This is a genomic window from Streptomyces sp. PTL18, assembly GCF_059510295.1.
This window is the reverse complement of record NZ_JCAJZO010000002.1, coordinates 251,116-273,397: the sequence shown is the minus strand read 5'-3', so window position 1 is coordinate 273,397 and position 22,282 is coordinate 251,116. Positions and strand designations below refer to the sequence as shown.

21 protein-coding genes and 1 pseudogene are annotated in these 22,282 nt (G+C 72.0%); 11 read left to right on the top strand and 11 right to left on the bottom strand.

The features are described 5' to 3' along the window. Positions 1–76 precede the first annotated feature (76 nt). The 3 genes from AC5WS8_RS05655 to AC5WS8_RS05645 are packed head-to-tail and all read left to right on the top strand — an operon-like array spanning position 77 to position 2,355. Entirely contained in the window at positions 77–430 is a 354-nt protein-coding gene (locus AC5WS8_RS05655; RefSeq protein WP_496102160.1) for a histidine triad nucleotide-binding protein, read from the top strand. Positions 431–436: 6 nt separating this feature from the next. Continuing rightward, positions 437–1,342 carry a ribonuclease Z gene (locus AC5WS8_RS05650; RefSeq protein WP_496102159.1) on the top strand — a complete coding sequence of 302 codons (906 nt, stop codon included), beginning with the start codon at positions 437–439 and terminating at the stop codon, positions 1,340–1,342. 20 nt (positions 1,343–1,362) lie between these two features. Next, the gene (locus tag AC5WS8_RS05645; RefSeq protein ID WP_496102158.1) at positions 1,363–2,355 is read left to right on the top strand and encodes an adenosine deaminase; all 993 of its coding nucleotides are present in this window, start codon (positions 1,363–1,365) and stop codon (positions 2,353–2,355) included. Here the strand turns inward: AC5WS8_RS05645 and AC5WS8_RS05640 are convergent. Continuing rightward, entirely contained in the window at positions 2,319–3,566 is a 1,248-nt protein-coding gene (locus tag AC5WS8_RS05640) for an MFS transporter (protein ID WP_496102157.1), read from the bottom strand. The two genes, AC5WS8_RS05645 and AC5WS8_RS05640, sit on opposite strands and share 37 nt — an antisense overlap. Positions 3,567–3,764: 198 nt before the next feature. Continuing rightward, positions 3,765–4,547: an IclR family transcriptional regulator gene (locus AC5WS8_RS05635; protein ID WP_496102156.1), complete on the bottom strand. Its 783-nt coding sequence runs from the start codon at positions 4,545–4,547 to the stop codon at positions 3,765–3,767. 177 nt (positions 4,548–4,724) lie between these two features. Here AC5WS8_RS05635 and AC5WS8_RS05630 point away from each other — a divergent pair, with 177 nt between their 5' ends. The 4 genes from AC5WS8_RS05630 to AC5WS8_RS05615 all read left to right on the top strand — a co-directional run bounded on the left by AC5WS8_RS05630 (position 4,725) and on the right by AC5WS8_RS05615 (position 10,199). Continuing rightward, the gene (locus AC5WS8_RS05630) at positions 4,725–5,621 is read left to right on the top strand and encodes a 5-dehydro-4-deoxyglucarate dehydratase (RefSeq protein WP_496102417.1); all 897 of its coding nucleotides are present in this window, start codon (positions 4,725–4,727) and stop codon (positions 5,619–5,621) included. Then, positions 5,618–6,913 (top strand): glucarate dehydratase family protein, encoded by a 1,296-nt coding sequence (locus AC5WS8_RS05625; protein WP_496102155.1) that lies wholly within the window; start codon positions 5,618–5,620, stop codon positions 6,911–6,913. The genes AC5WS8_RS05630 and AC5WS8_RS05625 overlap by 4 nt, the downstream gene beginning before the upstream one ends. A gap of 93 nt (positions 6,914–7,006) precedes the next feature. Further along, a complete protein-coding gene (locus AC5WS8_RS05620) occupies positions 7,007–8,122 on the top strand; it encodes a carbohydrate kinase family protein (RefSeq protein ID WP_496102154.1) in 1,116 nt (371 codons plus the stop codon). Between the two features lie 460 nt (positions 8,123–8,582). Next, positions 8,583–10,199, top strand: coding sequence for a tetratricopeptide repeat protein (locus tag AC5WS8_RS05615; protein WP_496102153.1), 1,617 nt, complete (start codon positions 8,583–8,585; stop codon positions 10,197–10,199). Between the two features lie 159 nt (positions 10,200–10,358). Here AC5WS8_RS05615 and era read toward each other — a convergent pair whose 3' ends face one another. Next, positions 10,359–11,309: a GTPase Era gene (gene era, locus AC5WS8_RS05610; RefSeq protein WP_496102152.1), complete on the bottom strand. Its 951-nt coding sequence runs from the start codon at positions 11,307–11,309 to the stop codon at positions 10,359–10,361. A 203-nt stretch (positions 11,310–11,512) separates the two neighbouring features. Here era and AC5WS8_RS05605 point away from each other — a divergent pair, with 203 nt between their 5' ends. Then, entirely contained in the window at positions 11,513–12,859 is a 1,347-nt protein-coding gene (locus AC5WS8_RS05605) for an ammonium transporter (RefSeq protein WP_496102416.1), read from the top strand. Beyond that, positions 12,856–13,194, top strand: a complete 339-nt coding sequence (locus tag AC5WS8_RS05600; RefSeq protein WP_496102151.1) for a P-II family nitrogen regulator — start codon at positions 12,856–12,858, stop codon at positions 13,192–13,194. Before AC5WS8_RS05605 ends, AC5WS8_RS05600 begins: the two co-directional genes overlap by 4 nt. Here AC5WS8_RS05600 and AC5WS8_RS05595 read toward each other — a convergent pair. From AC5WS8_RS05595 to AC5WS8_RS05560, 8 genes and pseudogenes are all read right to left on the bottom strand, one after another. Then, entirely contained in the window at positions 13,088–14,098 is a 1,011-nt protein-coding gene (locus AC5WS8_RS05595) for a DUF916 domain-containing protein (protein WP_496102150.1), read from the bottom strand. The genes AC5WS8_RS05600 and AC5WS8_RS05595 overlap by 107 nt on opposite strands. 59 nt (positions 14,099–14,157) lie before the next feature. After that, a complete protein-coding gene (locus AC5WS8_RS05590; protein WP_496102149.1) occupies positions 14,158–15,486 on the bottom strand; it encodes a WxL domain-containing protein in 1,329 nt (442 codons plus the stop codon). A 165-nt stretch (positions 15,487–15,651) separates the two neighbouring features. Further along, positions 15,652–15,846: pseudogene (locus AC5WS8_RS05585) on the bottom strand (hypothetical protein); the annotation flags it as partial. A gap of 27 nt (positions 15,847–15,873) precedes the next feature. Further along, the gene (locus tag AC5WS8_RS05580) at positions 15,874–16,227 is read right to left on the bottom strand and encodes a cytidine deaminase-like protein (RefSeq protein WP_496102148.1); all 354 of its coding nucleotides are present in this window, start codon (positions 16,225–16,227) and stop codon (positions 15,874–15,876) included. A 69-nt stretch (positions 16,228–16,296) separates the two neighbouring features. Further along, positions 16,297–16,656: an MmcQ/YjbR family DNA-binding protein gene (locus tag AC5WS8_RS05575; protein ID WP_496102147.1), complete on the bottom strand. Its 360-nt coding sequence runs from the start codon at positions 16,654–16,656 to the stop codon at positions 16,297–16,299. After that, positions 16,653–17,963 carry a hemolysin family protein gene (locus tag AC5WS8_RS05570; RefSeq protein ID WP_496102146.1) on the bottom strand — a complete coding sequence of 437 codons (1,311 nt, stop codon included), beginning with the start codon at positions 17,961–17,963 and terminating at the stop codon, positions 16,653–16,655. The genes AC5WS8_RS05575 and AC5WS8_RS05570 overlap by 4 nt, the downstream gene beginning before the upstream one ends. After that, on the bottom strand, positions 17,960–18,457 hold the full coding sequence (gene ybeY, locus AC5WS8_RS05565) for an rRNA maturation RNase YbeY (RefSeq protein WP_103838288.1): 498 nt from the start codon (positions 18,455–18,457) through the stop codon (positions 17,960–17,962). Before ybeY ends, AC5WS8_RS05570 begins: the two co-directional genes overlap by 4 nt. A gap of 14 nt (positions 18,458–18,471) precedes the next feature. After that, a complete protein-coding gene (locus tag AC5WS8_RS05560; RefSeq protein WP_496102145.1) occupies positions 18,472–20,622 on the bottom strand; it encodes a PhoH family protein in 2,151 nt (716 codons plus the stop codon). A 279-nt stretch (positions 20,623–20,901) separates the two neighbouring features. Between AC5WS8_RS05560 and AC5WS8_RS05555 the strand changes: the two genes are divergently transcribed. Further along, a complete protein-coding gene (locus tag AC5WS8_RS05555; protein ID WP_496102144.1) occupies positions 20,902–21,972 on the top strand; it encodes a M4 family metallopeptidase in 1,071 nt (356 codons plus the stop codon). Positions 21,973–21,993: 21 nt separating this feature from the next. Continuing rightward, positions 21,994–22,260, top strand: coding sequence for a protealysin inhibitor emfourin (locus tag AC5WS8_RS05550; protein ID WP_496102143.1), 267 nt, complete (start codon positions 21,994–21,996; stop codon positions 22,258–22,260). Positions 22,261–22,282: the final 22 nt, after the last annotated feature.

The window sequence follows — 22,282 nt, the reverse complement described above, 5'->3', positions numbered from 1 at the left end:
CGCCCTTGCGGGGCGGGCGGGCAGGGAGTGCCGATAGCATGCCGTCGTAGTGATCAGTCCGTGTGAGGAGGCACGCATGGCGGGAGAACCGCAGGACGACTGCCTGTTCTGCAAGATCGTCGCGGGGCGGATCCCGGCGACGATCGTCCGGGAGACCGACACCACCGTCGCCTTCCAGGACATCAACCCCCAGGCACCGACCCACGTACTGGTCATCCCCCGGGTGCACCACCGGGACGCCGCCGCCCTCGCCGCCGCCGAACCGGCCATCGCCGCCGACGTCCTCCGCGAGGCCGGCGAGGTCGCCGCGCAGGAGAAGCTCGACAGCTACCGCGTCGTCTTCAACACCGGTAGCGGCGCCGGCCAGACCGTCTGGCACGCGCACGCCCACGTCCTGGGCGGCCGCGGCCTGCAGTGGCCCCCCGGGTAAGACGCCGTGTCCGTACGCGAACTGGTCGTCCTCGGCACCGCGAGCCAGGTCCCGACCCGGCACCGCAACCACAACGGCTACCTGCTGCGCTGGGACGGCGAGGGCATCCTCTTCGACCCCGGCGAGGGCACCCAGCGGCAGATGCTGCGTGCCGGGGTCGCCGCCCACGACCTGCACCGGATCTGCGTCACGCACTTCCACGGGGACCACTCGCTGGGACTCGCCGGCGTCATCCAGCGCATCAACCTCGACCAGGTGCCGCACGAGATCACCGCGCACTACCCGGAGTCCGGCCGCCGGTTCTTCGAGCGGCTGCGCCATGCGACGGCGTACCGCGAGACCGTCCCGCTCACCGAGGCGCCGGTCGCCGCGGACGGCCCCCTCGCCGTCACCGTCGCCTACACCTTGGAGGCCCGGCGGCTCTCCCACCCCGTCGAGTCCTACGGCTACCGGATCGTCGAGCCGGACGGGCGCCGCATGCTGCCCGAACGGCTCGCGGCGCACGGCATCAAGGGGCCCGACGTCGGGCGGATCCAGCGGGAGGGCTCCCTCGGCGGTGTGTCGCTGGAGGAGGTCAGCGAGGTGCGGCGCGGGCAGCGGTTCGCGTTCGTCATGGACACCCGGCTGTGCGACGGCGTCCACGCGCTCGCCGACGGCTGCGACATGCTCGTCATCGAGTCGACCTTTCTCGACGAGGACGCACAACTCGCCGTGGAGCACGGTCACCTGACCGCCGGGCAGGCCGCCCGTGCCGCCGCCGACGCCGGAGTGCGCCACCTCGTGCTCACCCACTTCAGCCAGCGCTACACCGCGCCGGAAGAATTCGAACGGCAGGCGCGGGACGCCGGGTTCGAGGGGGAGCTGACGGTGGCGCACGACCTGATGCGGGTGCCGGTTCCGAAACGGCGGTAAAACGCCCGTACGATGCTTCGATGCCCCTCCCGAAAGCTGAACTGCACCTCCACGTCGAAGGCACTCTGGAGCCCGAGCTGGCGTTCGAGCTGGCCGCGCGCAACGGCGTGAAGCTGCCCTACGCCGACACCGGCGAACTGCGCGCGGCCTACGCCTTCGAGGACCTCCAGTCCTTCCTGGACCTGTACTACGAGCTGATGGCCGTCCTGCGCACCGAGCGGGACTTCGAGGACCTCGCCAACGCCTACCTGGAGCGCGCCGCCGCACAGGGCGTGCGGCACGCCGAGATCTTCTTCGACCCCCAGGCCCACACCGCCCGCGGCGTGGACCTGGGCACGGTGGTGAAGGGGTTGTGGCGAGCGCTCGGCCGCAGCGAGCAGTACCACGGCGTCTCCACCCGGCTGATCATGTGCTTCCTCCGGGACGAGTCCGCCGAGTCGGCCATGGAGACCCTGCAGGCGGCGAGGCCGTACCTCGACCGGATCACCGGTGTCGGCCTCGACTCGGCGGAGGTCGGGCACCCGCCGGTCAAGTTCCGCGAGGTGTACGAGGCCGCCGCCGCCCTGGGCCTCAGGCGGGTGGCGCACGCCGGTGAGGAGGGACCGCCGGAGTACATCACCGAGGCCCTCGACGTCCTCGGCGTCGAGCGCGTCGACCACGGGCTGCGCTGCATGGAGGACCCGGCGCTGGTGGAGCGGCTCGTCCGGGAGCGGATCCCGCTGACCCTGTGCCCCCTGTCCAACGTCCGCCTGCGCGCCGTCGACGTCCTGGCGGACCACCCGCTGCCGGCCATGCTCGACGCCGGGCTGCTGTGCACCGTCAACTCCGACGACCCCGCCTACTTCGGCGGTTACGCCGGCGACAACTTCGACGCCGTCCGCACGTCGCTGGGTCTCGGCGAGGAGCGGCTGCGCGAGCTGGCCCGCAACTCCTTCCTCGCGTCCTTCCTGGAGCACGACGAGGAACGGCGGGCGCGTTACCTCGCCGAGGTGGACGCGTACGAGTTCTCGTAGACGTCGGGTACGCCCACGACGGGTGCTCCCCCGAGCTCTTCGGGCAGGGGGGACGCCCACCCCCGGCGCACCGGCGCCGGCCGCAGCGTGCGGCCCCCGGTGTGCAGGGCGACCGCGGTGAGCGGCAGCGCGACCGCGAACAGCCCGGCGGCGAGGATCGCGCCCATCGCGGGGAAGCCCGCCCGCGCGGACAGCACACTGCCGGTCAGGGGGCCCGCCGCTGTGCCGAGCGAGGAGGCGGAGCCGACGAGGACCGCCCACCGGCCGCGCCCGTCGAGGGAGGCGGCGAGACCGATCAGATACGACAGCACGATCGGGTAGAGCGTGTTCCAGGCGATCTCGCCGGTGGCGAAGGTGCCGAGCCCGGTGGCGGACGCGCTGACCGCGATGCAGCCGGCGATGAGCGCGGTGCCCGCGCCGATGGGCACGGCGCGGCCGAGGCGCGGGCCGAGCGCGCCCGCGCCCAGCACGCCGAGCAGCCCGGCGCCGAGTGCGACCGCGAAGACCGCGCCGACGGTGACCTCCGTCAGGTGGGCCTGGGCGAGGCCGATGCGTCCGCTGACGCCCCACAGGGAGTTCTGGGCGAGGGACCAGCACATGATGCCGGCGGCCAGGACCAGCCCCGAGCGCGGACGGGGCAGCCTGCCGCTGTCGCGGGCGGCCGTGGTGGCCGGGCCGCCGGAGGCGAGGCGACCGGTCGCGGGCCACACCAGCAGCGAGGTGAGGGCGACCGCGGCGAACGGCAGGCCGTGGCCGGGGCCGAGGTGGGGGACCGTCACATAGACGGCACCGGCCAGCGCCGACACCCCGAGCAGGCCGAGCGTGGAGGCGCGGTGGGGGTCTCGCTGGGCGGCGACACCGGTCGCGGCGACCGTGGTGACCGTCCCCGAACCGAACCCGCCGACGACAGCTCCCGCGACGACCACGGGGATGCTGTGGCTGAGGGCGGCCGTGCCGTAGCCGGCGGCGGCGCACAGGAGCCCGGCGCGGGCGAGGCGGCGGGGCCCGATGCGGCGGACGTGCACGGCGAGCAGGAAGCCCGCGGTGGCCGAACTCAGCAGCAGGGCACTGCCGATGGAACCGGCCTCGGTTGCGGAGAGCGGAAGACCGGAGTCGAGCCTGCCGACGATGGTGGGCAGCAGGTAGGAGGCCAGGTACCCGGCCGTGAAAAGGGCGACGAGAGGCCAGGGCGGGGCGGTGCGGGGGGACACGGGCGTTCCAGGGCGTGCGAAGCGAGCGGCTCAGAAAGAGGGGTGGGGCGCCGTCCGTCGAACGACAGGAACGTGCAGGGAATTTGTATCAAGCACGCGGTTCGAGAAGAAGCGGAGAATGTGTGACGTGGGCCACTTTATGGTTTGACCCTGGCGGGGCCGGGTAGCAGCGATCGTCCTCCTTGCCGTCAGTCGCCCTCAGCGCCAGTGCGGAGCGCCCGCGCCGTCCACCGTGACGCCCTCGATCCTGGCCCGGATCTCCCCCATCACCGCGACGATCCGCTCCTCGTGCCCCGGCGTCAGCCGGGCCACCGGCACCGAGCAGCTGATCGCGTCCTGCGCCGGGGTGTCGTAGCGCAGGGCGAAGCCGAAGCCCGCGATACCGGCGACGCTCTCCTCCCGGTCGACGGAATACCCCCGCTCGCGTGTCGCGGCGAGGTCCGCCAGCAGGGACTCCCGTGTCGTGTGCGTGCGGGGGGTCAGGGGCTCGTACGGCCCCTGCGGCACCGCCTCGTCCGGTCGCTCCGCCAGCAGTGCCTTGCCGAGCGCGCCCGCGTGCGCGGGCAGCCGCCGGCCCACGCGGCTGATGGTGCGCAGGTATTCGTGCGACTCGCGCGTCGCCAGGTACGCCACGTCCCCGCCGTCCAGTCGCCCCAGGTGGATCGTCTCGCCGAGCGCCTCCGACGCCTCGTCCAGATGGGGGCGGACGGCGCGGACGCGCGGGTCGGAGTCCAGGTAACTCGTGCCCGTCAGCAACGCGTGGATGCCGATGCCGTACAGCGAGCCGGTGACGTCCGTGCGTACCCAGCCCCGCGAGATCAGGGTCTGCAGCAGGGCGTACATGGAACTGCGCGGAACGCCGAGCTCGTCCGCCAGCTCCTGCAGACGTGCCGGACGGTCGCCGCGCGCGGCGAGCACCTCCAGCAGCTCCACCGTGCGTGCGGCCGACTTCACCTCGCGGACGCCCCCTGTGTCGGACATGCGGCGATGGTAATGCGGGGGCGGCGCGGCACCTCGGTCCCGGCGCGGGGCATTGACGACGTCCGTTCGCCTATCTAACCTTCATCTTCATACGTGGATAGGATCTGTGCGGGGAGATGAACGAGGGTGAGCGGCGGTTCGGACACGGAGGCCGTGGCACGGCGGCTGCGGGACGGTATGGCGCGCGGGGTCCTGTCCTTCCCGCTCACCAGCTTCCACGAGGACGGCTCCCTGGACCTCGACGGCTTCCGCGCCCATGTCACGGCGCAGCTCGCCACCAGCCCCGGCGCCGTCTTCCCCGCCTGCGGCACCGGTGAGTTCTTCTCCCTGGACGAGGACGAGTACGGGCGGGTCGTCGCCGCCGCGGTGGAGGCGGCCCGAGGCCGCGTGCCCGTCGTCGCCGGCGTCGGCTACGGCTGGGCGCAGGCCGTACGGTTCGCACGGGTCGCCGAGGATGCGGGCGCCGACGCGTTGCTCGTCCTGCCGCACTACCTCGTCGCCGCCCCGCAGGACGGGCTCGTCGCCCAGCTGGAGCACATCGCCGCCCGCACCCGGCTGCCGCTGATCGCCTACCAGCGCGGTCAGGTCGCCTACGGCGTCGAGGCGTTCCGGCGCATCACCCGGATCCCCGGCGTCATCGGCCTCAAGGACGGCCACAGCGACCTGGACCGGCTGCAACGGCTCACCCTCGCCGCACCGGAGGGCTTCCTGTTCTTCAACGGCGCCGCCACCGCGGAGGTCCAGGCCCGCGCGTACGCCGCCGTGGGCGTCCCCGCCTACTCCTCCGCCGTCCACGCCTTCGCACCCGAGATCGCGGACGCCTTCTTCGGCGCGCTGCACGCGGGCGACGACGCCACGGTGGACAAGCTGCTGCGCGACTTCTACGTCCCGCTCGTCACCCTGCGCGACCGGGTGCCCGGGTACGCCGTGTCGCTGGTCAAGGCCGCCGCCCGGCTGCGCGGACGCCCCGTGGGACCCGTGCGCGCCCCGCTCACCGAGCCGTCGGCCACCGACCTGGCCGACCTGACGGACCTGCTGACCTGTGGACTCGACCTCGTAGGAGCCGCCCTGTGACCCGCGACCTGACCGTCTCCGAGGTACGGCTGACCCCGGTCCTCGTCGCCGATCCGCCCCTGCTGAACACCCAGGGCGTCCACCAGCCGTACACGCCCCGTCTGATCGTGGAGGTGGTCACGGCCGACGGCACCAGCGGGGTCGGCGAGACCTACGGCGACACCAAGTACCTGGAACTCGCCCGGCCCCTCGTCGCCGAACTGGTCGGCCGCCAGGTGTCCGACGTCAACGGGCTGTTCACGGTCGCCGAAGAGGTGGCCGTCGACGGCTCCCGTACCTGCGACCGGCTCGACGTCGGCGGACTGCGCGGCGTCCAGACGACCGACAAGCTGCGCCTGTCCGTCCTCTCCGCCTTCGAGGTCGCCTGCCTCGACGCGCTCGGCAAGGCGCTCGGGCTGCCCGTGCACGCGCTGCTCGGCGGCAGACTCCGCGACGAGGTCGACTACAGCGCGTACCTGTTCTACAAGTGGGCCGCCCACCCCGAGGGCGTCGCGGGCGAGCAGGACGACTGGGGAGCAGCGCTCGACCCGGCGGGCGTCGTCGCCCAGGCGCGGGCGTTCAAGGAGCGGTACGGCTTCACGTCCTTCAAGCTCAAGGGCGGGGTATTCCCGCCGGATGAGGAGATCGCCGCGATCCGCGCCCTCGCCGAGGCGTTCCCCGGACACCCGCTGCGTCTGGACCCGAACGGCGCCTGGTCGGTGGAGACCTCGGTGAAGGTGGCCGGGGAACTGCGCGACGTCCTCGAGTACCTGGAGGACCCCGCCCTCGGCACGCCCGCCATGGCCGAGGTCGCCGCGCGGACCGGGGTGCCGCTCGCCACCAACATGTGCGTGACCACGTTCGACGAGATCAGGGAGGCGTTCACGCGGGGTGCCGTCCAGGTCGTGCTCAGCGACCACCACTACTGGGGAGGGCTGCGCAACACCCGTGAACTGGCCGCGATCTGCCGCGCGTTCGGGGTCGGGGTGTCCATGCATTCCAACACGCACCTCGGCATCTCGCTGGCCGCGATGACCCATGTCGCCTCCACCGTGCCGAACCTGCACCACGCCTGCGACACCCACTACCCCTGGCAGTCCGAGGACGTCGTCACCGAGCGCGTCGCCATCACCGGCGGCCGGGTCGCCGTACCCGACGGGCCCGGCCTCGGCGTCACCCTGGACCGCGACCGGCTGACCGCGCTGCACGAGCGCTGGCTCGCCGACGACGGCCGCCTGCGCGACCGCGACGACGCGGCGGCGATGCGGGCCGCGGATCCCGGGTGGGTGTCGCCGGCGGTGCCGCGCTGGTAGCGGACCGAGCACCGGCGGGTACGGGCGACCGGCCCGCCCGCGGGGACGCCTGGTGCACACTGGCTGGATCAGCACCACGCCAGGGAGCGCACCGTGACCGCGTCCACCGGAGAGGGACCGCACCGCCACCACGCCCACGTCGACCCCCTTGCCGCGCTGCGCGCGCCCGGCGACCCGCCCTGGGACGTCTACCTCACGGGGACCGTCTTCCTCGACATCATCTTCACCGGCCTCGACTCCGCCCCGGTGCGCGGCACCGAGTCCTGGGCACGGGGCATGGGGTCGAGCCCCGGCGGCGTCGCCAACATGGCCACCGCGCTGGCCCGCCTCGGCCTGCGGACCTGTCTGGCCGCGGCCTTCGGCGACGACCACTACGGCGAGTACTGCTGGGACGAGTTGAAGGAGGGTGAGGGCATCGACCTCTCGCCGTCCCGCAAGGTCCCCGGCTGGCACTCGCCGGTCACGGTCTCGATGGCGTACGAGGGTGAGCGGACCATGGTCTCCCACGGCCACGAACCGCCGCCGGAGGAGCCGGCCCCGGACTGCCCGCCGCGCGCCCGGGCGGCGGTGGCCTCCCTGACACCGGGCAGGCGGGAGCCCTGGATCGCGGCGGCCGCGAAGCAGGGCACGCGGATCTTCGCCGACGTGGGGTGGGACGAGACCGGGGCCTGGGATCCGGCCGGGCTGGCCGACCTCGAACACTGCGAGGCGTTCCTGCCGAACGCCGAGGAGGCCATGCGCTATACGCGCACGGACTGCCCGCGCGCCGCCGCGCACGCGCTCACCGAGTACGTCCCGCTGGCGGTGGTCACCCTCGGCGCGGAGGGCGCGTACGCCGTGGACGGGCGCACCGGGGAGAGCGCGGGCGTGCCCGCGATCGCCGTGGAGGCGCTGGACCCCACCGGGGCGGGTGACGTCTTCGTGGCGGGTTTCGTGACCGGCACGCTGGCGGAGTGGCCGCTGGCCGACCGCCTCGCCTTCGCCGGTCTGACCGCCGCACTGTCCGTGCAGGAGTTCGGCGGCTCGCTCTCGGCGCCCGACTGGTCGGAGATCGGAGCGTGGTGGCGCAGGGTGCAGTCCTACGAGAACCAGAACCCGGCGGCGCTGACGCGGTACGCCTTCCTCGACGGGATGGTTCCGGAGGAGGACGTGGAGCCGTGGCCCCGCCGCCGGGCGGTCCCGACGATCGGCTTCCGCCGGCCGGGGTGACGCTCGCCGGGGCCGCGCGGCTGTGTTGCGCCCCCGCCGCCCCCACCCGTCTGACGCTGCCGCTCGGTGCGGTTTCCCGGGCGCGGTCGAGCGGGCACGCCGCCCGCATGCCTTTCACCGGCGCACACGCCACCCCGAACGCCGCACCTGTGGCCGAGGACAGGCGCGCGGCCGGCTCACCGGCCGTGAGTACCTGCGCGTGTCCCAGGACGATCCCGTCCTTCAGCGGTCCGTGACTCGAGCGAGGGTGGGTGCGCGACGTGACCGGAGACAGACGGTGGCGGCCCGACGGCACATCGAAGCTCCGTTCGGCGCAGGCGACATGCCCTGCGTGGGAGGATCGGCGTACAGGCGGATCGGGGAGGCCGACGCCGACAAGAGCATCAGGTTTTCGTCCGGCCCGGCGAGGCCGGGGGCCGAGGTCGCGCCCGGCAAAGGCCGGCCAAGGGGGGATGGGGGCATGGGCATGTCGGACGGGTTGGATCAGTTGTTCAACTGGCGTGAGCTGGATCGCAAACTGGAGCAGGAACGCGGTCTCGTCCCGGAGAACTTCGCTGGACGGAACATCCTTCGCAGCGGGTTCCGGCCCTGCCTGCTGGCCGTTGTCCGACTGTCGGCACGGTGGGAGACGGCCACCGGCGTCGGACAGTTGCCCGGGGACCTCATGACGGCGCTCGCCCGCGCAGGCCACCTCCCCCGTGCGGCTGAGCAGGCGTACACGATCCGCTGCGAACGTGACCGGGCCCGGGAGCTCGTGGCACTGGTGAAGGCCGCGGCCGGTGCGGGACACCCGCACGAAGCACAGGTACTGGCCGAGTCGATTCCCGTGCGGCAGGACCGGGATCGCGCACTGGCCGCCGTCGTACCGGCGTGGGCGCGTGCCGGCGAACGCGACAGGGCCGCCGCGCTGGCGGAGAGGCTCCGCTATCCGCACACCCGGGCCAGAGCCCTGGCCATGCTGGCGAAGGCGCTGGCCGACAGCGGCGACACCCAGGACGCGCTCAGGTTCGCCGCTCGCGCCGAGGAGACGAGCGACGACCTCCCCGACCGGCAGTGGAGAGCACAGGCACTCGTCGTGCTCGTGGAGGTGGCCGCCGTCACCGGTGACCACGTCTGGGCCCGTACGCTCCCCGACCGCCTGGAGGGCTTCGCCCGAGCCCTGGTGCACGGCTCCACGATCCCCGGCCCGGAAGAGCTGCGGATCACCCAGTCGGTCCTGGCTTCCCTGGCACGCAGAGGAGAACTGGCCCGGATCGACGCTCTCCTGCGTCGATCCGTCAGAAGCCCCCACGCCGCCATGATCATGGCAGGCGTGTTGACGGCGGTCGCCGAAACCGCGGACCAGGAGGTCGCCCTCGCCCTGGCCGACCGGGTGGAGGCACTGCTCGGCACCGACACCGATCACGACTCTTCGTGTCACGGCGTTCTGCTGGGGGCGGTGATACGCCTGCTGGCCCGGCGAGGCCGGATCGGCCGGGCCACCGCCCTCGCCGACACGATCGAATCTCCCCGTCCGCGCGCGCAGCTTCAGGCGTACATCGCCCGGGAGCTCGCCCGCCGCGGGGACACGGACCGGGCCGAGGCCGTCGCCCACTCGATCACCGATGGTTCGGCGCGGGCCGAGGCACTGGCCGAGGTGGCCGGGGAGCTCGCCCGCCGCGGGGACGCGGACCGGGCCGAGGCCGTCGCCCACTCGATCACCGATGGTTCGGCGCGGGCCGAGGCACTGGCCGAGGTGGCCGGGGAGCTCGCCCGCCGCGGGGAGACGGACCGGGCCGAGGCCGTCGCCCGCTCGATCACCGACCGCTGGGAACAGGCCGAGGCACTCATCGAGGTGGCCCGGGAACTGGCCCGCCGCGGGGACACCGACCGGGCCGAGGACGTCGCCCACTCCATCGCCCACCGCGCGACACGGGCCCGCGCACTGGCCGCACTCGCTGAGCTGTCCGAGCCGTGCCACGCCCGCAGGTTCGCCGCACAGGCCGTGGTCCTCGACGGCTGGGCCCCTCACCTCCCCCTCCTGGACCGCATCGCGCCCGGCTCAGTGGCAGCTGTCGTCGATCATGTGAGGGGCTGATGCCCGATGACCGCGGTCATGGCCACCGCCGCGGACACCGGCGACCGTGCCGCCGCCCAGGTCGTGCGGGGGAGTTCGGTGGGGGCGGAGCCCCTGCGGGGCCGGAGGGGCGCAGCCCCTGGAGGACGGGACGGTCAGGGGCGGTGGGGGCGAAAGCCCTCAGAAGCCCAGCCGCCGCAGCTGCTTCGGATCGCGCTGCCAGTCCTTCGCCACCTTCACGTGCAGGTCCAGGAACACCGGCGTACCCAGGAGCGCCTCGATATGCCGGCGCGACTTGATGCCGACCTCCTTCAGACGCTTGCCCTTGGGCCCGATGACGATCCCCTTCTGGCTCGGCCGCTCGATGTAGACGTTCGCATGGATGTCCAGCAGCGGCTTGTCCGCCGGCCGGTCCTCGCGCGGCAGCATCTCCTCCACCACCACCGCGATCGAGTGCGGCAGTTCGTCGCGCACGCCCTCCAGCGCCGCCTCCCGGATCAGCTCCGCGACCATGACCTGCTCCGGCTCGTCCGTCAGGTCACCCTCGGGGTACAGCGCCGGCCCCTCCGGAAGCAGCGGGATCAGCAGGTCCGCCAACAGGTCCACCTGCTTGTTCCCGGTCGCCGACACCGGGACGATCTGCGCCCACTCGATCCCCAGTTCCTTGCCGAGCTGGTCGATCGCGATGAGCTGCTCGGCCAGGGCCTTGGAGTCCACCAGGTCGGTCTTCGTGACGATCGCGACCTTCGGCGTCTTCCTGATCCCCGCGAGCTCCTTGGCGATGAACCGGTCCCCGGGGCCGATCTTCTGGTCGGCGGGCAGACAGAAGCCGATCACGTCGACCTCCGCCCACGTGGTGCGCACCACGTCGTTCAGGCGCTCACCCAGCAGCGTGCGCGGCTTGTGCAGACCGGGGGTGTCGACGAGGATCAGCTGCGCGTCCGGTCGGTGCACGATGCCCCGCACCGTGTGCCGCGTCGTCTGCGGCCGGTTCGAGGTGATCGCCACCTTCTGCCCGACCAGAGCGTTCGTCAGGGTGGACTTGCCCGCGTTGGGACGGCCCACGAAACAGGCGAAGCCCGCCCGGTGGACGGCCTCGGTGGGCTCGGATGGCTGGGTGCGCACGCTCATGGCGCCCATTCTCCCTGATCCACGGAGCCCCTCCGCACGCCCGGCCGAGTCCCGGATTCCCGCCGGGCCCCAGCGAGCCCGCCGGTGAGGTTCCGGAAATCTTCACGCAACATGAAACGTCACGGAAACATGCCTGTACGCGACAGGAAACGAGCGCCGGTGACCCTCGGACGAGCCCCCGCACCGTAGGAGAGCCCGTGACTTTGGCCGCGTCCCTCCCCCTGGCTCTCGACTCCGCTCGAGCAGGGGGGACCCCCGCCGACACCGGCGACACCGCCTGGCTGCTCGCCGCCACCGCCCTCGTGCTGCTGATGACCCCCGGCCTCGCCCTCTTCTACGGCGGCATGGTCCGCACGAAGAGCGTCCTCAACATGCTGATGATGAGCTTCGTGTCGATCGCCCTGGTCACGGTGGTATGGCTGGCCTGCGGTTACTCCCTCGCCTTCGGCGACGACGCGTTCGCCGGCCTCATCGGCGGGCTGAAGCACTCCGGGATGGCGGGCCTCGGCCCGGACAGCGTCCACGGCACCGTCCCGACCCTGCTGTTCGCCACCTTCCAGCTCACCTTCGCGATCATCACCGCCGCCCTGATCAGCGGCGCGATCGCGGACCGCGCGAAGTTCGGCGCCTGGCTGGTCTTCGTGCCCGTCTGGGCCCTGCTCGTATACGTTCCCGTCACCCACTGGGTGTGGGGTCCGGGTGGCTGGATCCTGGACAAGCTGGGTGCTCTCGACTTCGCGGGCGGCCTGCCCGTCGAGATCACCTCCGGCGCGTCCGGACTGGCGTTGTGCCTGGTCCTCGGCCCGCGTCTGGGCTTCAAGAAGGACGCCATGCGGCCGCACAACCTTCCCATGGTGGTGCTCGGCGCCGGGCTCCTCTGGTTCGGCTGGTTCGGCTTCAACGCCGGCTCCGCCCTCGGCGCGAGCGGCCTCGCCGCGGCCGCCTTCCTCAACACCCTGGCCGCCGGCTGCACCGGCCTGCTCGGCTGGCTCTTCGTCGAGCAGAAGCGCGACGGGCACCCGACCACGCTGGGTGCCGCATCCGGCGCCGTCGCGGGCCTGGTCGCCATCACCCCCTCCTGCGGCACGGTGTCCCTGCTCGGCGCGCTGGTCGTCGGCCTCGCCGCCGGCGTCGTCTGCTCCTACGCGGTGAGCTGGAAGTTCAGGCTGAACTACGACGACTCGCTCGACGTCGTCGGCGTCCACCTGGTCGGCGGCGTCATCGGCACCCTCCTCATCGGCCTCTTCGCGGTCCGCGAGATGACCGGCGGCCCCGAGGGTCTCTTCTACGGCGGCGGCATCGCGCAGCTCGGCAAGCAGCTCCTCGCGGTGGCCGCCGTGGCGCTGTACGCGTTCGCCGCCACGTACGGCCTCGGCAAACTGATCGACAAGGCGATGGGCTTCCGCGCGAGCGAGGAGCAGGAGTACACCGGCCTGGACCTTACGGTGCACGCCGAGACGGCCTACGATCACGGGGTCCTGGGGCACGGTGCCCCGGTCGGCGCGTCCCCCGTCGTCTCCTCCGCGCAGAAGGTCAACACGCAGGCATGAAGCTCATCACCGCGATCGTCAAGCCGTACCGCCTCGACGAGGTCAAGACGGCCCTGCAGGAGCTCGGTGTGCACGGCCTGACCGTGACCGAGGCGAGCGGCTACGGCCGCCAGCGCGGCCACACCGAGGTCTACCGCGGCGCCGAGTACCGGGTCGACCTGGTGCCCAAGGTCCGTATCGAGGTCGTCGTCGAGGACACGGTCGCCGACGACGTGATCGACGCGATCGTCAGGGCCGCGCAGACGGGGAAGATCGGGGACGGGAAGGTGTGGGCGCTGCCCGTGGAGACGGTCGTACGCGTGCGGACCGGCGAGCGCGGCCCCGACGCGCTCTGACCAGCAGCACGCCGACCGTCAGGCCCGCGGCGGACACCAGCGTCACCACGAGCCACGGCAGCGCGAGGAAGCCGGCGCTCGCCGACTGCCGGGTGCCGGGCGCGCTCGCCGTCAAGGTCACGTGGCCGCGGTCGAGCTGCGGCGCGCCCCGCCACGTCTCGGTGAGCCGCACCCGCTGTCCCGGCAGCAGTTCGGACGGCACCCGGGTCAGCCGGCGGTCGAGCAGCGTACGGCCGAACAGTCCGTGTGCCGTCAGTTCCACCTTCGGGTCGAGGGTGACGTTCCCGGTGTTGCGCAGGGTGTAGGAGACGGTCGCCGTGCTGTCGCCGAGGCCGGGGACCAGGGGCTGGTGGTGGCTGATGTGCACCTTCTCGACCGAGAGCGCGGGCAGCGTGGGCCCGCCGACCCGGAGGTAGACGCGTGCGGCGACGGCCCGCTGCACGCCGAGGGCCAGCTCGCCGCTGCCCGGGTCCACCCGCTCGTTGAGCGCGACGACAGCGCCCGGGTGGTCGCCGGGTTCGGCACCCTCGGGCACATGCAGCGTGAAGGGCACGGTGACGGTCCTGTGCCCCGGCACGGTGATCCGGGACTGCGCGGGCCTCGCCCAGGCGCCCACCGCCAGCATCCGTTCCGCCGGCGTGCGTACGGCGAAGCCGCCGTCCCTGGGCGTGTTGTAGGCGTCGGCCGCGTAGAGCCGGAAGGTGAGCGGCTCGCCGGTCTTGTTCTGGACGGCGACCTTGTCGGTGAGGGTCTGGCCGGGGTCGGCGGAGAGGTAGAAGTACGGCCGCGCGGCGACTCTCGAGGCGACCGGGTAGACGGACCAGCTGCCGTTGTCGGCGGCGTGCGCGGGCGTGGCCTGCCATGCCAGCGCGAGGCCCACGAGGAGGACGTACAGCTTGCGCATGGGTGCGGACCCCCACGGACGAGGGACAGGGGAACGGGCGGGTGCGGACGCCCTTGCGCTCAGGCGAGCGTCAGCGTGAGCACGCCGGAGTACGAACCCGGAGGTGTGAACGCCGGTACGTCCAGGGACAGCCCGGCGTCGACGGTGAACTCACCGCCGCTGAGCGTGCCGTCGGCCGCCGACGCGAGGGTCGCCCCCGAGGTGCCCACGGCTCCTGCCGACCCGGCCTTGCAGGTGCTCGGGCTGCCGGGCTTGGTCGCGCAGGCCGGGGTCCAGCTCAGCTTCCCGGCGTCGATCTTGCCGCCGGGCCCGGTGAAGTCCGTGACCTTGCCGGTCAGGGACCAGCCGGCGGGGCCGCCGCGGAAGTCCTGCACGGTCACGGTCTGGAGCTTCCCGGCGGAGGCGCCGCCCTTGCCGAAGTCCACCGCCGTCAGGGACACGGCGTCCCCGGCCTGGGACATGGACAGGGTGCCCGCCTTGACGGTGGTGGTCAGCTTCTGACCGCCGGCCGGGACGGGGGTGTTGTCGTCGACCACGTACGCCGCCGGGCCCGCGCCCTTGTCCGCGCTCCAGGAGCTGCCCTCGTAGGCCACGATCCCGGTCGTCGTCCTTTCGTTGACGACCAGCGAACCGCTGAAGGAGCCCTGGGCGTTCGCGGTGACGGTCGCGGTGTCCGCGGTCTGGGCGTTCCCGGACCGGCCGGCCAGGGTGACGGTGGCGCCCGGCGTGAAGTTGCTTCCGGTGACGGTGACACTGGCGCCCGGGTCGCCGGAGGCCGAACTCAGCGAGATGGTCCGGGTGTTGGCGGGAGTGCCGTCGGTCGCCGTCAGGGTCTGGGACACCGGGGCGGGCGGGTCGGTGACTGTGCACGGGGTGTCCAGCTCCAGGATGTAGCTGGTGTGGATGTTGTAGTCGCCCGGCGAGAGGGTGATCTGGCCGGCCTTGGTGACGGTGAACGTCCCGGTCATGGAGAAGGACGGGAAGGCGGCCTTCCCCGGCACCGGCGGGTTCTTCTTCGGTCCGGCGACCGTGACGGCACCGGTCTGGGCGCCACCGAGGGTGACCTTGCCGGTCGGGGTCATGATGTCGGCCGGCAGAGCCAGGTCGGTGGGGTTGGACGCGGCGGCCGTCACCACGGTGTAGGTCACGGTGACGGTGTCGCCGACCTTCGGGCTGGTGTTGTCCACCGACACGCCGGCGGTGGTGGTGCCGTCGATCGGCGGGATGCCCGCGACGGCGGGCGGGATGCAGTGCGTGGCGAAGTCCACGTTCGTGCCGGCGGCACCGGCCGGACTGGCCAGCGCACCGCCCGCGGTGACCGCGAGCGCGGTCGCCCCGAACAGCGACGCCCAGCGCCACCGTCGGGATCTTCGGGGTGTCGAACCCATGGGGCCCCTCCTGAGGGTTGCGGGCGCAGCGGCTCATCTGCGCCGACAGGGGGCATTGATGTGGAGCGGGGGTGAGAAGTCAATGGAACTGCCGCAAGAATCTGACGGATCATCAGTTTCTGTGGCGGCCCCGGGACAACCGGAACAGATCGCTCGGTTCCGTCGGTCGAAGACGAACGGGCAGGGCGACTGCGGAGCGCTCGCCGTACAGGTCACGGTGATCCCGAAGACCGCCGTCTTCAGCGAGCCGCCCTGGACGTCCGGGCTGTCACCGGAGGCGACCGTGCCGCTGAGCGGGCCCACGCCGACCGGGTCGCCGGGGTTCATGGCCGGGTTCTCCGTCCCGCTGAACGCCACGGACGGAACCTCTCAGCGGATCCTGGTGGCTCAGCCCGTGGAAACGGTCAGCTGCACCGTGCCGTCCGGAGCGGCGAGCAGCACAGGCGTCCCCGCACCTCCGAGATCGGCGACGGCGGCCAGGTCCTCGGCCGGCACGGCCTCCACCTCGCTCACCACCGCCGCCGCCTCCAGGGACCGCGCCCCCGAGGCCACGGCCATCGCGACCGCGGTCCGCAACGCGCTCAGCTTCAGGGAGTCCAGGGCCACGGTGCCGGCCACATACGTACGGCCCGTCTCGTCCCGCACGGCGGCGCCCTCCGGAACGCCGTTGCGGGCCCGCGCCGAACGGGCCAGGGTGACGATCTTGCGGTCCTCGGGGTCGAGCGCGTTGCTGTCGGTCATGCCCAGAGCATACGAAGAACGGCCGGGCACCGGCCGCGCCGGGGCGTGCGGGCCGGTCGGGCGGCCGGCTCAGGGCCGGTCGAGGCGGAGCCGGTCGGCCCGCGGCAGACCGGCGACGACCAGGTCGTACGAGTCCTCGACGAGTTCGCGGACCAGACGGTCCGGGAGCCCGCCGTCCACGGTGACCGTGTTCCAGTGACGCTTGTTCATGTGGTAGCCGGGGATGATCAGGCCCTCGTGCTCGGTGCGCAGCCGGATCGCGTCCTCCGGGTCGCACTTGAGGTTGACCGTCAGGGGCCGGGAGTCCATCCAGCTCAGCGCGAACATCTTTCCCCGCACCTTGAAGACCGAGATCTCCGGGTCGAACGGGAAGTCCTCGACCGCCGCGTTGAACGACAGGCAGAAGGCGCGCAGCTCCTGAGGGCTCATGCGGGCTCCTTCTCCTGGTCCTCGGAAAGGTCCACGGGGCGCACCGGCTCCACCAGCACCGTCACGATCTTGTTGCGGCGGCCCGCCGCGGCCTCCGCCGTCAGCCGCAGCTCCCGGCCGTCCGGAAGCTCCACCACGGACGACGCCCCAGCGATGGGCACCCGGCCCAGAGCCTTGGCGAGCAGGCCGCCGACGGTCTCCACGTCCTCGTCGTCGAACGACTCCAGCCCGTACAGCTCGCCCAGGTCGCCGATGTCCAGCCGGGCGGTGACCCGGTAGCGGTCGTCGCCCAGCTCCTCCACCGGCGGCAGTTCGCGGTCGTACTCGTCGGTGATCTCGCCGACGATCTCCTCGAGGATGTCCTCGATGGTGACGATGCCGGCCGTGCCGCCGTACTCGTCGATGACGACGGCGACGTGGTTGCGCTCCTTCTGCATCTCACGCAGCAGGTCGCCCGCGTTCTTGGTGTCGGGCACGAAGGTGGCCGGCCGCATGGCGGTGGACACCAGCTCCGACTCGGCGTCCCTGCTGATGTGCGTCTTGCGGACCAGGTCCTTCAGATACACGATCCCGACGATGTCGTCCTCGCTCTCCCCGGTGACCGGAATGCGCGAGAAACCGGAGCGCAGGGCGAGGGTGAGGGCCTGGCGGATCGTCTTGAAGCGCTCGATGGTGACCAGGTCCGTCCTCGGCACCATCACCTCCCGCACGAGGGTGTCGCCCAGTTCGAAGACCGAGTGCACCATGCGGCGCTCCTCGGCCTCGATCAGGGACTCCTTCTCGGCGAGGTCCACGAGGGCGCGCAGCTCGGCCTCCGAGGCGAAGGGGCCGCGGCGGAAGCCCTTGCCGGGGGTGAGCGCGTTACCGATGAGGATCAGCAGGGACGGGATCGGGCCCATGATCCGGGCCAGCGGCACCAGGACGTACGCCGCCACCGTCGCCGTGTTCAGCGGGTGCTGGCGGCCGATGGTGCGCGGGGAGACGCCGACGGCGACGTACGACACCAGGACCATGACCGCGATCGCCACCAGCAGCGGCTCGGCGGTCCCGGGGAACTCCTTCAGACAGGCATAGGTGACCATCGCGGCGGCGGCCATCTCGCAGGCGACGCGGACCAGCAGCGCCACGTTCAGATAGCGGGTCGGGTCCGCGGCGACCTGGGCCAGCTTGGCGCTGCCGCGCCGGCCCGCCCTCACGGCCTCCTCCGCGCGGAAGCTGGAGACGCGGGCCAGGCCCGCCTCCGCGCAGGCGGCGAGCCAGGCGACGACGACCAGGGCGATCGCGCTGACGACGATCTGGGGGCTCATGAGACGGTGGGGGCCGGGGACGGACCGGTCAGGCCCCTCTCCGCGCGCCAGCCGTCCACGATGGCGGCCTGCAGACCGAACATCTCGGCCTTCTCATCCGGTTCCTCGTGGTCGTAGCCCAGCAGGTGCAGCACTCCGTGGACGGTCAGCAGCTGCAGCTCCTCGTCCATGGAGTGCTGCGTCGGGGCCTCGGCGCCCTGCTTGGCGGCGACCTCGGGGCACAGCACGATGTCGCCGAGCAGGCCCTGCGGGGGCTCGTCGTCGTCCTTGGACGGCGGGCGCAACTCGTCCATCGGGAAGGACATGACGTCCGTGGGCCCCGGCAGGTCCATCCACTGCACGTGCAGCTGCTCCATGGCGTCGGCGTCCACGACGATCACCGAGAGCTCGGAGAGCGGGTGGATGCGCATCCGCGCGAGCGCGTAGCGGGCGATGTCGAGGATCGCCTGCTCGTCGACCTCGGTTCCGGACTCGTTGTTGACGTCGATCGACATGTGGTGCTCGGTCTCTACTTCCCCTTGTGCCCGGCCTTGCCCCGGCTCTGCCCCTTGTGGGTGCCGTTCTGGGTGCCGTGCCTGCTGTCGTACTGCTCGTACGCGTCGACGATACGGCCGACGAGCTTGTGCCGTACGACATCGTGGGACGACAGCCGGGAGAAGTGGACGTCCTCGACGCCCTCCAGGATCTCCTGCACCTGGCGCAGACCGCTCTTGGTGCCGTCCGGGAGGTCGACCTGGGTCACGTCACCCGTGATCACGATCTTCGAGTCGAAGCCGAGGCGGGTGAGGAACATCTTCATCTGCTCGGGGCTCGTGTTCTGGGCCTCGTCCAGGATGATGAAGGCGTCGTTGAGCGTGTTGTGCGTCAGCAGGTAGTCCTGGGTGACGTAGAGGGAGTCCTCGGCCGCGACCTGGATGCAGACGCACTCCTCCCGGCCCGCGGGCTCGATGCTGTCGATGAACCGCGCCGGGCGCCTGCCGCCTCCCGCCGCGTGGTACTTGTCGAGTTTGCGGGCGAGACGGAAGGGGTCGACGCCTTCGGGGAGACGGATGTCGATGACGTGGGCGTCGTACCGGTGGGCGACCTCCCGGCCGCTCGCGCGGCCCGGCTTACGCCCCTTCGCGAACCCGCGACGGTGGTGGGCGACACCGCCGAGCGACCGTACGAGCGAAATGACGTCGTCCCGGAGCAGGATCGACGTGGTCGTGTACCGGATGCGGCACGTGCGGTCGGACCGGGTGACCGATCCACCGTCGGAGTCGAGCAGGCCCTGCAGTACGGCCAGCCGTACCTCGGCGGAATTGTGCAGGTAGTCGTCCGGTACGAACTTCGCGTGGGAACCGGTGCGCAGCAGGTCCGGTTCGCGCAGCACCCGGGTGACCGGGCTTTCCGAGGTGGCCACATCGCCGGGAGACTTGATCCGGTCGAGGACGTGGTCGGGTCCGCCCTTGTGCCCTACCGCCGCACCCGCCAGTGCGGCCTCCAACGCCTCGGCCGGTCCCGCGTCCTCCGTCGCGGACGAAGAGGTCGTGGAAGCCGTCAGGCAACCCTCGCCCAGCAGCAGCCCCAGAGCGTAGGGGTCCATGGGAACCTCGCGCTCCGGGAAGCAGGCCGGCGCTGTGAGCAGCGGAAGCTCATACCGGCGAGCGCGCGCCGCCCGCAGGTTGCCGATCATCTCCTGGGTCTCCAGGACCCGCCACGGCTTGTTACGGCGCTTGTCCGCGGCCGTGCGCACCGTCCACAGGTGCTCGCCGCAGCACAGCGTCCACGAGCCGTCCTGAGCGGTGACGCGGTAGATGTCCTTCTCGCCCTGCGGGTAGACGCCGAGCACCGGTGTCGGCTCACCGTTCGAGCCGATGACCAGGTCACCGACCTGGAGGTCGCCGATGGGGCGCCAGCCGTCCGGTGTCAGGACGTTCGTGCATCGCGGTTGGGCGCGACCGCGCATGTACGCCAGGGGGGCGACCTCGATCGTGCCCGCGGCCATCAGCCTCGGGATCGAGTCGGGGTCGAGCATGTCGTGCAGCGCGTCGTACAGCGGGCGCAGGTAGGGGTCGATCTTCTCGTAGAGGGTGCCGGGCAGGAAGCCGAGACGCTCCCCGGCCTCCACCGCCGGACGGGTCAGAATGATGCGGTTGACCTGCTTGGACTGCAGGGCCTGCACCGCCTTCGCCATGGCGAGGTAGGTCTTGCCGGTACCCGCGGGGCCGATGCCGAAGACGATCGTGTGCTTGTCGATCGCGTCCACGTACCGCTTCTGGTTGAGCGTCTTCGGGCGGATGGTGCGGCCGCGTGACGACAGGATGTTCTGCGTCAGGACCTGCGCCGGGGTCTCCTGGGCGCCCCCGCCGTCCTCGCCCGCCCGGAGCATGGCGATCGAGCGTTCCACTGCGTCCTCCGTCATCGGCTGCCCCGTGCGGAGCACCAGCATCATCTCGGCGAACAGGCGCTGGACCAGGGCGACCTCCGCCGCGTCGCCGGCCGCGCTGATCTCGTTGCCCCGGACATGGATGTCGACCCCAGGGAAGGCCGTCTCGATCACGCGCAGCAGGGAGTCGCCGGACCCCAGCACCATCACCATGGGGTGCTGGGCGGGAACGGTGATCTGGGCACTCGCCTGCCCCTGCGCAGGGGTGTGAGCTGTGGGTGTCTGAGTCATGGGCCGGCTCTGTAGGCCTGCGATTCCTCCTCCGTACGGCCGCGACTTCAGGGGCGGCCTCGCGACTTCAAGGGTACGACGCGGGGCTGACGGAGCCGTAGGGCTTTTCGTCGCGGTCTTGCACCGCCGTTCGGGTGGCGTCCGCCTCGGGCCGCCCACCTCCGGAAGCGGGAGACCCATACCACGTCTTCACGGAACACACTGCTCCGTGTCACGCCTTTTCACCAATCATGGTTGCGAGGGGTGACATCGTCGTGACGCAGTGCGATGGTGCGCCACATGACCAGTCACGGGGGCCACGGGCCCGTCTTCTGCACCATCGTCCCGCCGCACGTCCTCGACAGACTCGCCCGGCACGAGGACGCCGCGCTCGCCGCTCCCGCGCGCCGCACCCTGGAGCGCGACGCCCTGGAGCGCACCCGCCGCCGGCTGACCACGGTCCTCGGCGCACCCGCGGCGACCCCGCCCCAGCAGGCCGCCGACCAGCCGCACCGCACCGTCTACGACGCCCGGCACCAGCAGAACCTGCCCGGCAGGAAGGTCCGCGGCGAGGGCGACCAGCCCGGTGAGGACGCCACCGTCAACCGGGCCTACGCGGGTCTCGGCGCCACCTTCGAGCTGTACCGGAGTGCGTACGGCCGCGACTCCATCGACGGCAAGGGGCTCCCGCTGGACGCCAGCGTGCACTTCGGCGAGAACTACGACAACGCCTTCTGGAACGGCGAGCAGATGGTGTTCGGCGACGGAGACGGCAGGATCTTCCTCGACTTCACCCTCCCGGTCGACGTCATCGGACACGAACTCACCCACGGCGTCACCCAGTACACGGCGAACCTCGCCTACTTCGGCCAGTCGGGTGCCCTCAACGAATCGGTCTCGGACGTCTTCGGCTCGCTGATCAAGCAGTACGCCCTCGGTCAGACCGCCGACCGGGCCGACTGGCTGATCGGCGCCGGACTCCTCGCCCCGCGCGTCCACGGCACGGCGCTGCGCTCGATGAAGGCGCCGGGCACGGCGTACGACGACCCGACGCTCGGCAAGGACCCGCAGCCCGCGACCATGGCCGGGTATGTGCACACGAGCCAGGACAACGGCGGCGTGCACATCAACTCCGGCATCCCCAACCACGCGTTCTACCTGGTCGCCACCGCACTCGGCGGACACGCCTGGGAGCGGGCCGGGCAGATCTGGTACGACGTGCTCACCGGCGGCGAACTGCGGCAGGACGCGGCCTTCTCGGACTTCGCGAAGCTGACCGTGGCGGCCGCCACGTCCCGTTACGGCGCAGCCGGCCAGGAACAGGAGGCGGTTCTCAAGGCCTGGGAGGAGGTCGGGGTGCCGACCGCGTAGTTCCGTACTAGACAGGCACTCATGCGTATTCACGTCAGGCGCACGGGCGGGTTCGCGGGCATCGAGCGCCGGGCCGAGGTGGACACCTCGGAGCGGCCCGACGCGGCCGAGTGGCACGCCCTGGCCGAGCGCGCGCTCGCGGCCGGCCAGGGCACGCCCCCCACGCAGGTTCCCGACGGGTTCAGCTACCAGATCACCGTGGACGGCAGGACGGTGTACGCCGCCGATCCCCGGTTGACCGAGGAACAGCGGCAGCTGGTCTCGCGGGTGCTCGGGGAAGGGGCGTAACCGCCTTCTGCCTCACCGTACG

What these genes read in the sequence shown, in the direction of transcription:
- AC5WS8_RS05655 (WP_496102160.1), top strand. Translation starts at nt 77, where the DNA reads ATGGCGGGAGAACCGCAGGACGACTGCCTGTTCTGCAAGATCGTCGCG.
- AC5WS8_RS05645 (WP_496102158.1), top strand. Translation starts at nt 1,363, where the DNA reads ATGCCCCTCCCGAAAGCTGAACTGCACCTCCACGTCGAAGGCACTCTG.
- AC5WS8_RS05635 (WP_496102156.1), bottom strand. Translation starts at nt 4,547, where the DNA reads ATGTCCGACACAGGGGGCGTCCGCGAGGTGAAGTCGGCCGCACGCACG.
- AC5WS8_RS05630 (WP_496102417.1), top strand. Translation starts at nt 4,725, where the DNA reads ATGGCGCGCGGGGTCCTGTCCTTCCCGCTCACCAGCTTCCACGAGGAC.
- AC5WS8_RS05615 (WP_496102153.1), top strand. Translation starts at nt 8,583, where the DNA reads ATGGGCATGTCGGACGGGTTGGATCAGTTGTTCAACTGGCGTGAGCTG.
- era (WP_496102152.1), bottom strand. Translation starts at nt 11,309, where the DNA reads ATGAGCGTGCGCACCCAGCCATCCGAGCCCACCGAGGCCGTCCACCGG.
- AC5WS8_RS05600 (WP_496102151.1), top strand. Translation starts at nt 12,856, where the DNA reads ATGAAGCTCATCACCGCGATCGTCAAGCCGTACCGCCTCGACGAGGTC.
- AC5WS8_RS05595 (WP_496102150.1), bottom strand. Translation starts at nt 14,098, where the DNA reads ATGCGCAAGCTGTACGTCCTCCTCGTGGGCCTCGCGCTGGCATGGCAG.
- AC5WS8_RS05590 (WP_496102149.1), bottom strand. Translation starts at nt 15,486, where the DNA reads ATGGGTTCGACACCCCGAAGATCCCGACGGTGGCGCTGGGCGTCGCTG.
- AC5WS8_RS05580 (WP_496102148.1), bottom strand. Translation starts at nt 16,227, where the DNA reads ATGACCGACAGCAACGCGCTCGACCCCGAGGACCGCAAGATCGTCACC.
- AC5WS8_RS05575 (WP_496102147.1), bottom strand. Translation starts at nt 16,656, where the DNA reads ATGAGCCCTCAGGAGCTGCGCGCCTTCTGCCTGTCGTTCAACGCGGCG.
- AC5WS8_RS05570 (WP_496102146.1), bottom strand. Translation starts at nt 17,963, where the DNA reads ATGAGCCCCCAGATCGTCGTCAGCGCGATCGCCCTGGTCGTCGTCGCC.
- ybeY (WP_103838288.1), bottom strand. Translation starts at nt 18,457, where the DNA reads ATGTCGATCGACGTCAACAACGAGTCCGGAACCGAGGTCGACGAGCAG.
- AC5WS8_RS05560 (WP_496102145.1), bottom strand. Translation starts at nt 20,622, where the DNA reads ATGACTCAGACACCCACAGCTCACACCCCTGCGCAGGGGCAGGCGAGT.
- AC5WS8_RS05555 (WP_496102144.1), top strand. Translation starts at nt 20,902, where the DNA reads ATGACCAGTCACGGGGGCCACGGGCCCGTCTTCTGCACCATCGTCCCG.
- AC5WS8_RS05550 (WP_496102143.1), top strand. Translation starts at nt 21,994, where the DNA reads ATGCGTATTCACGTCAGGCGCACGGGCGGGTTCGCGGGCATCGAGCGC.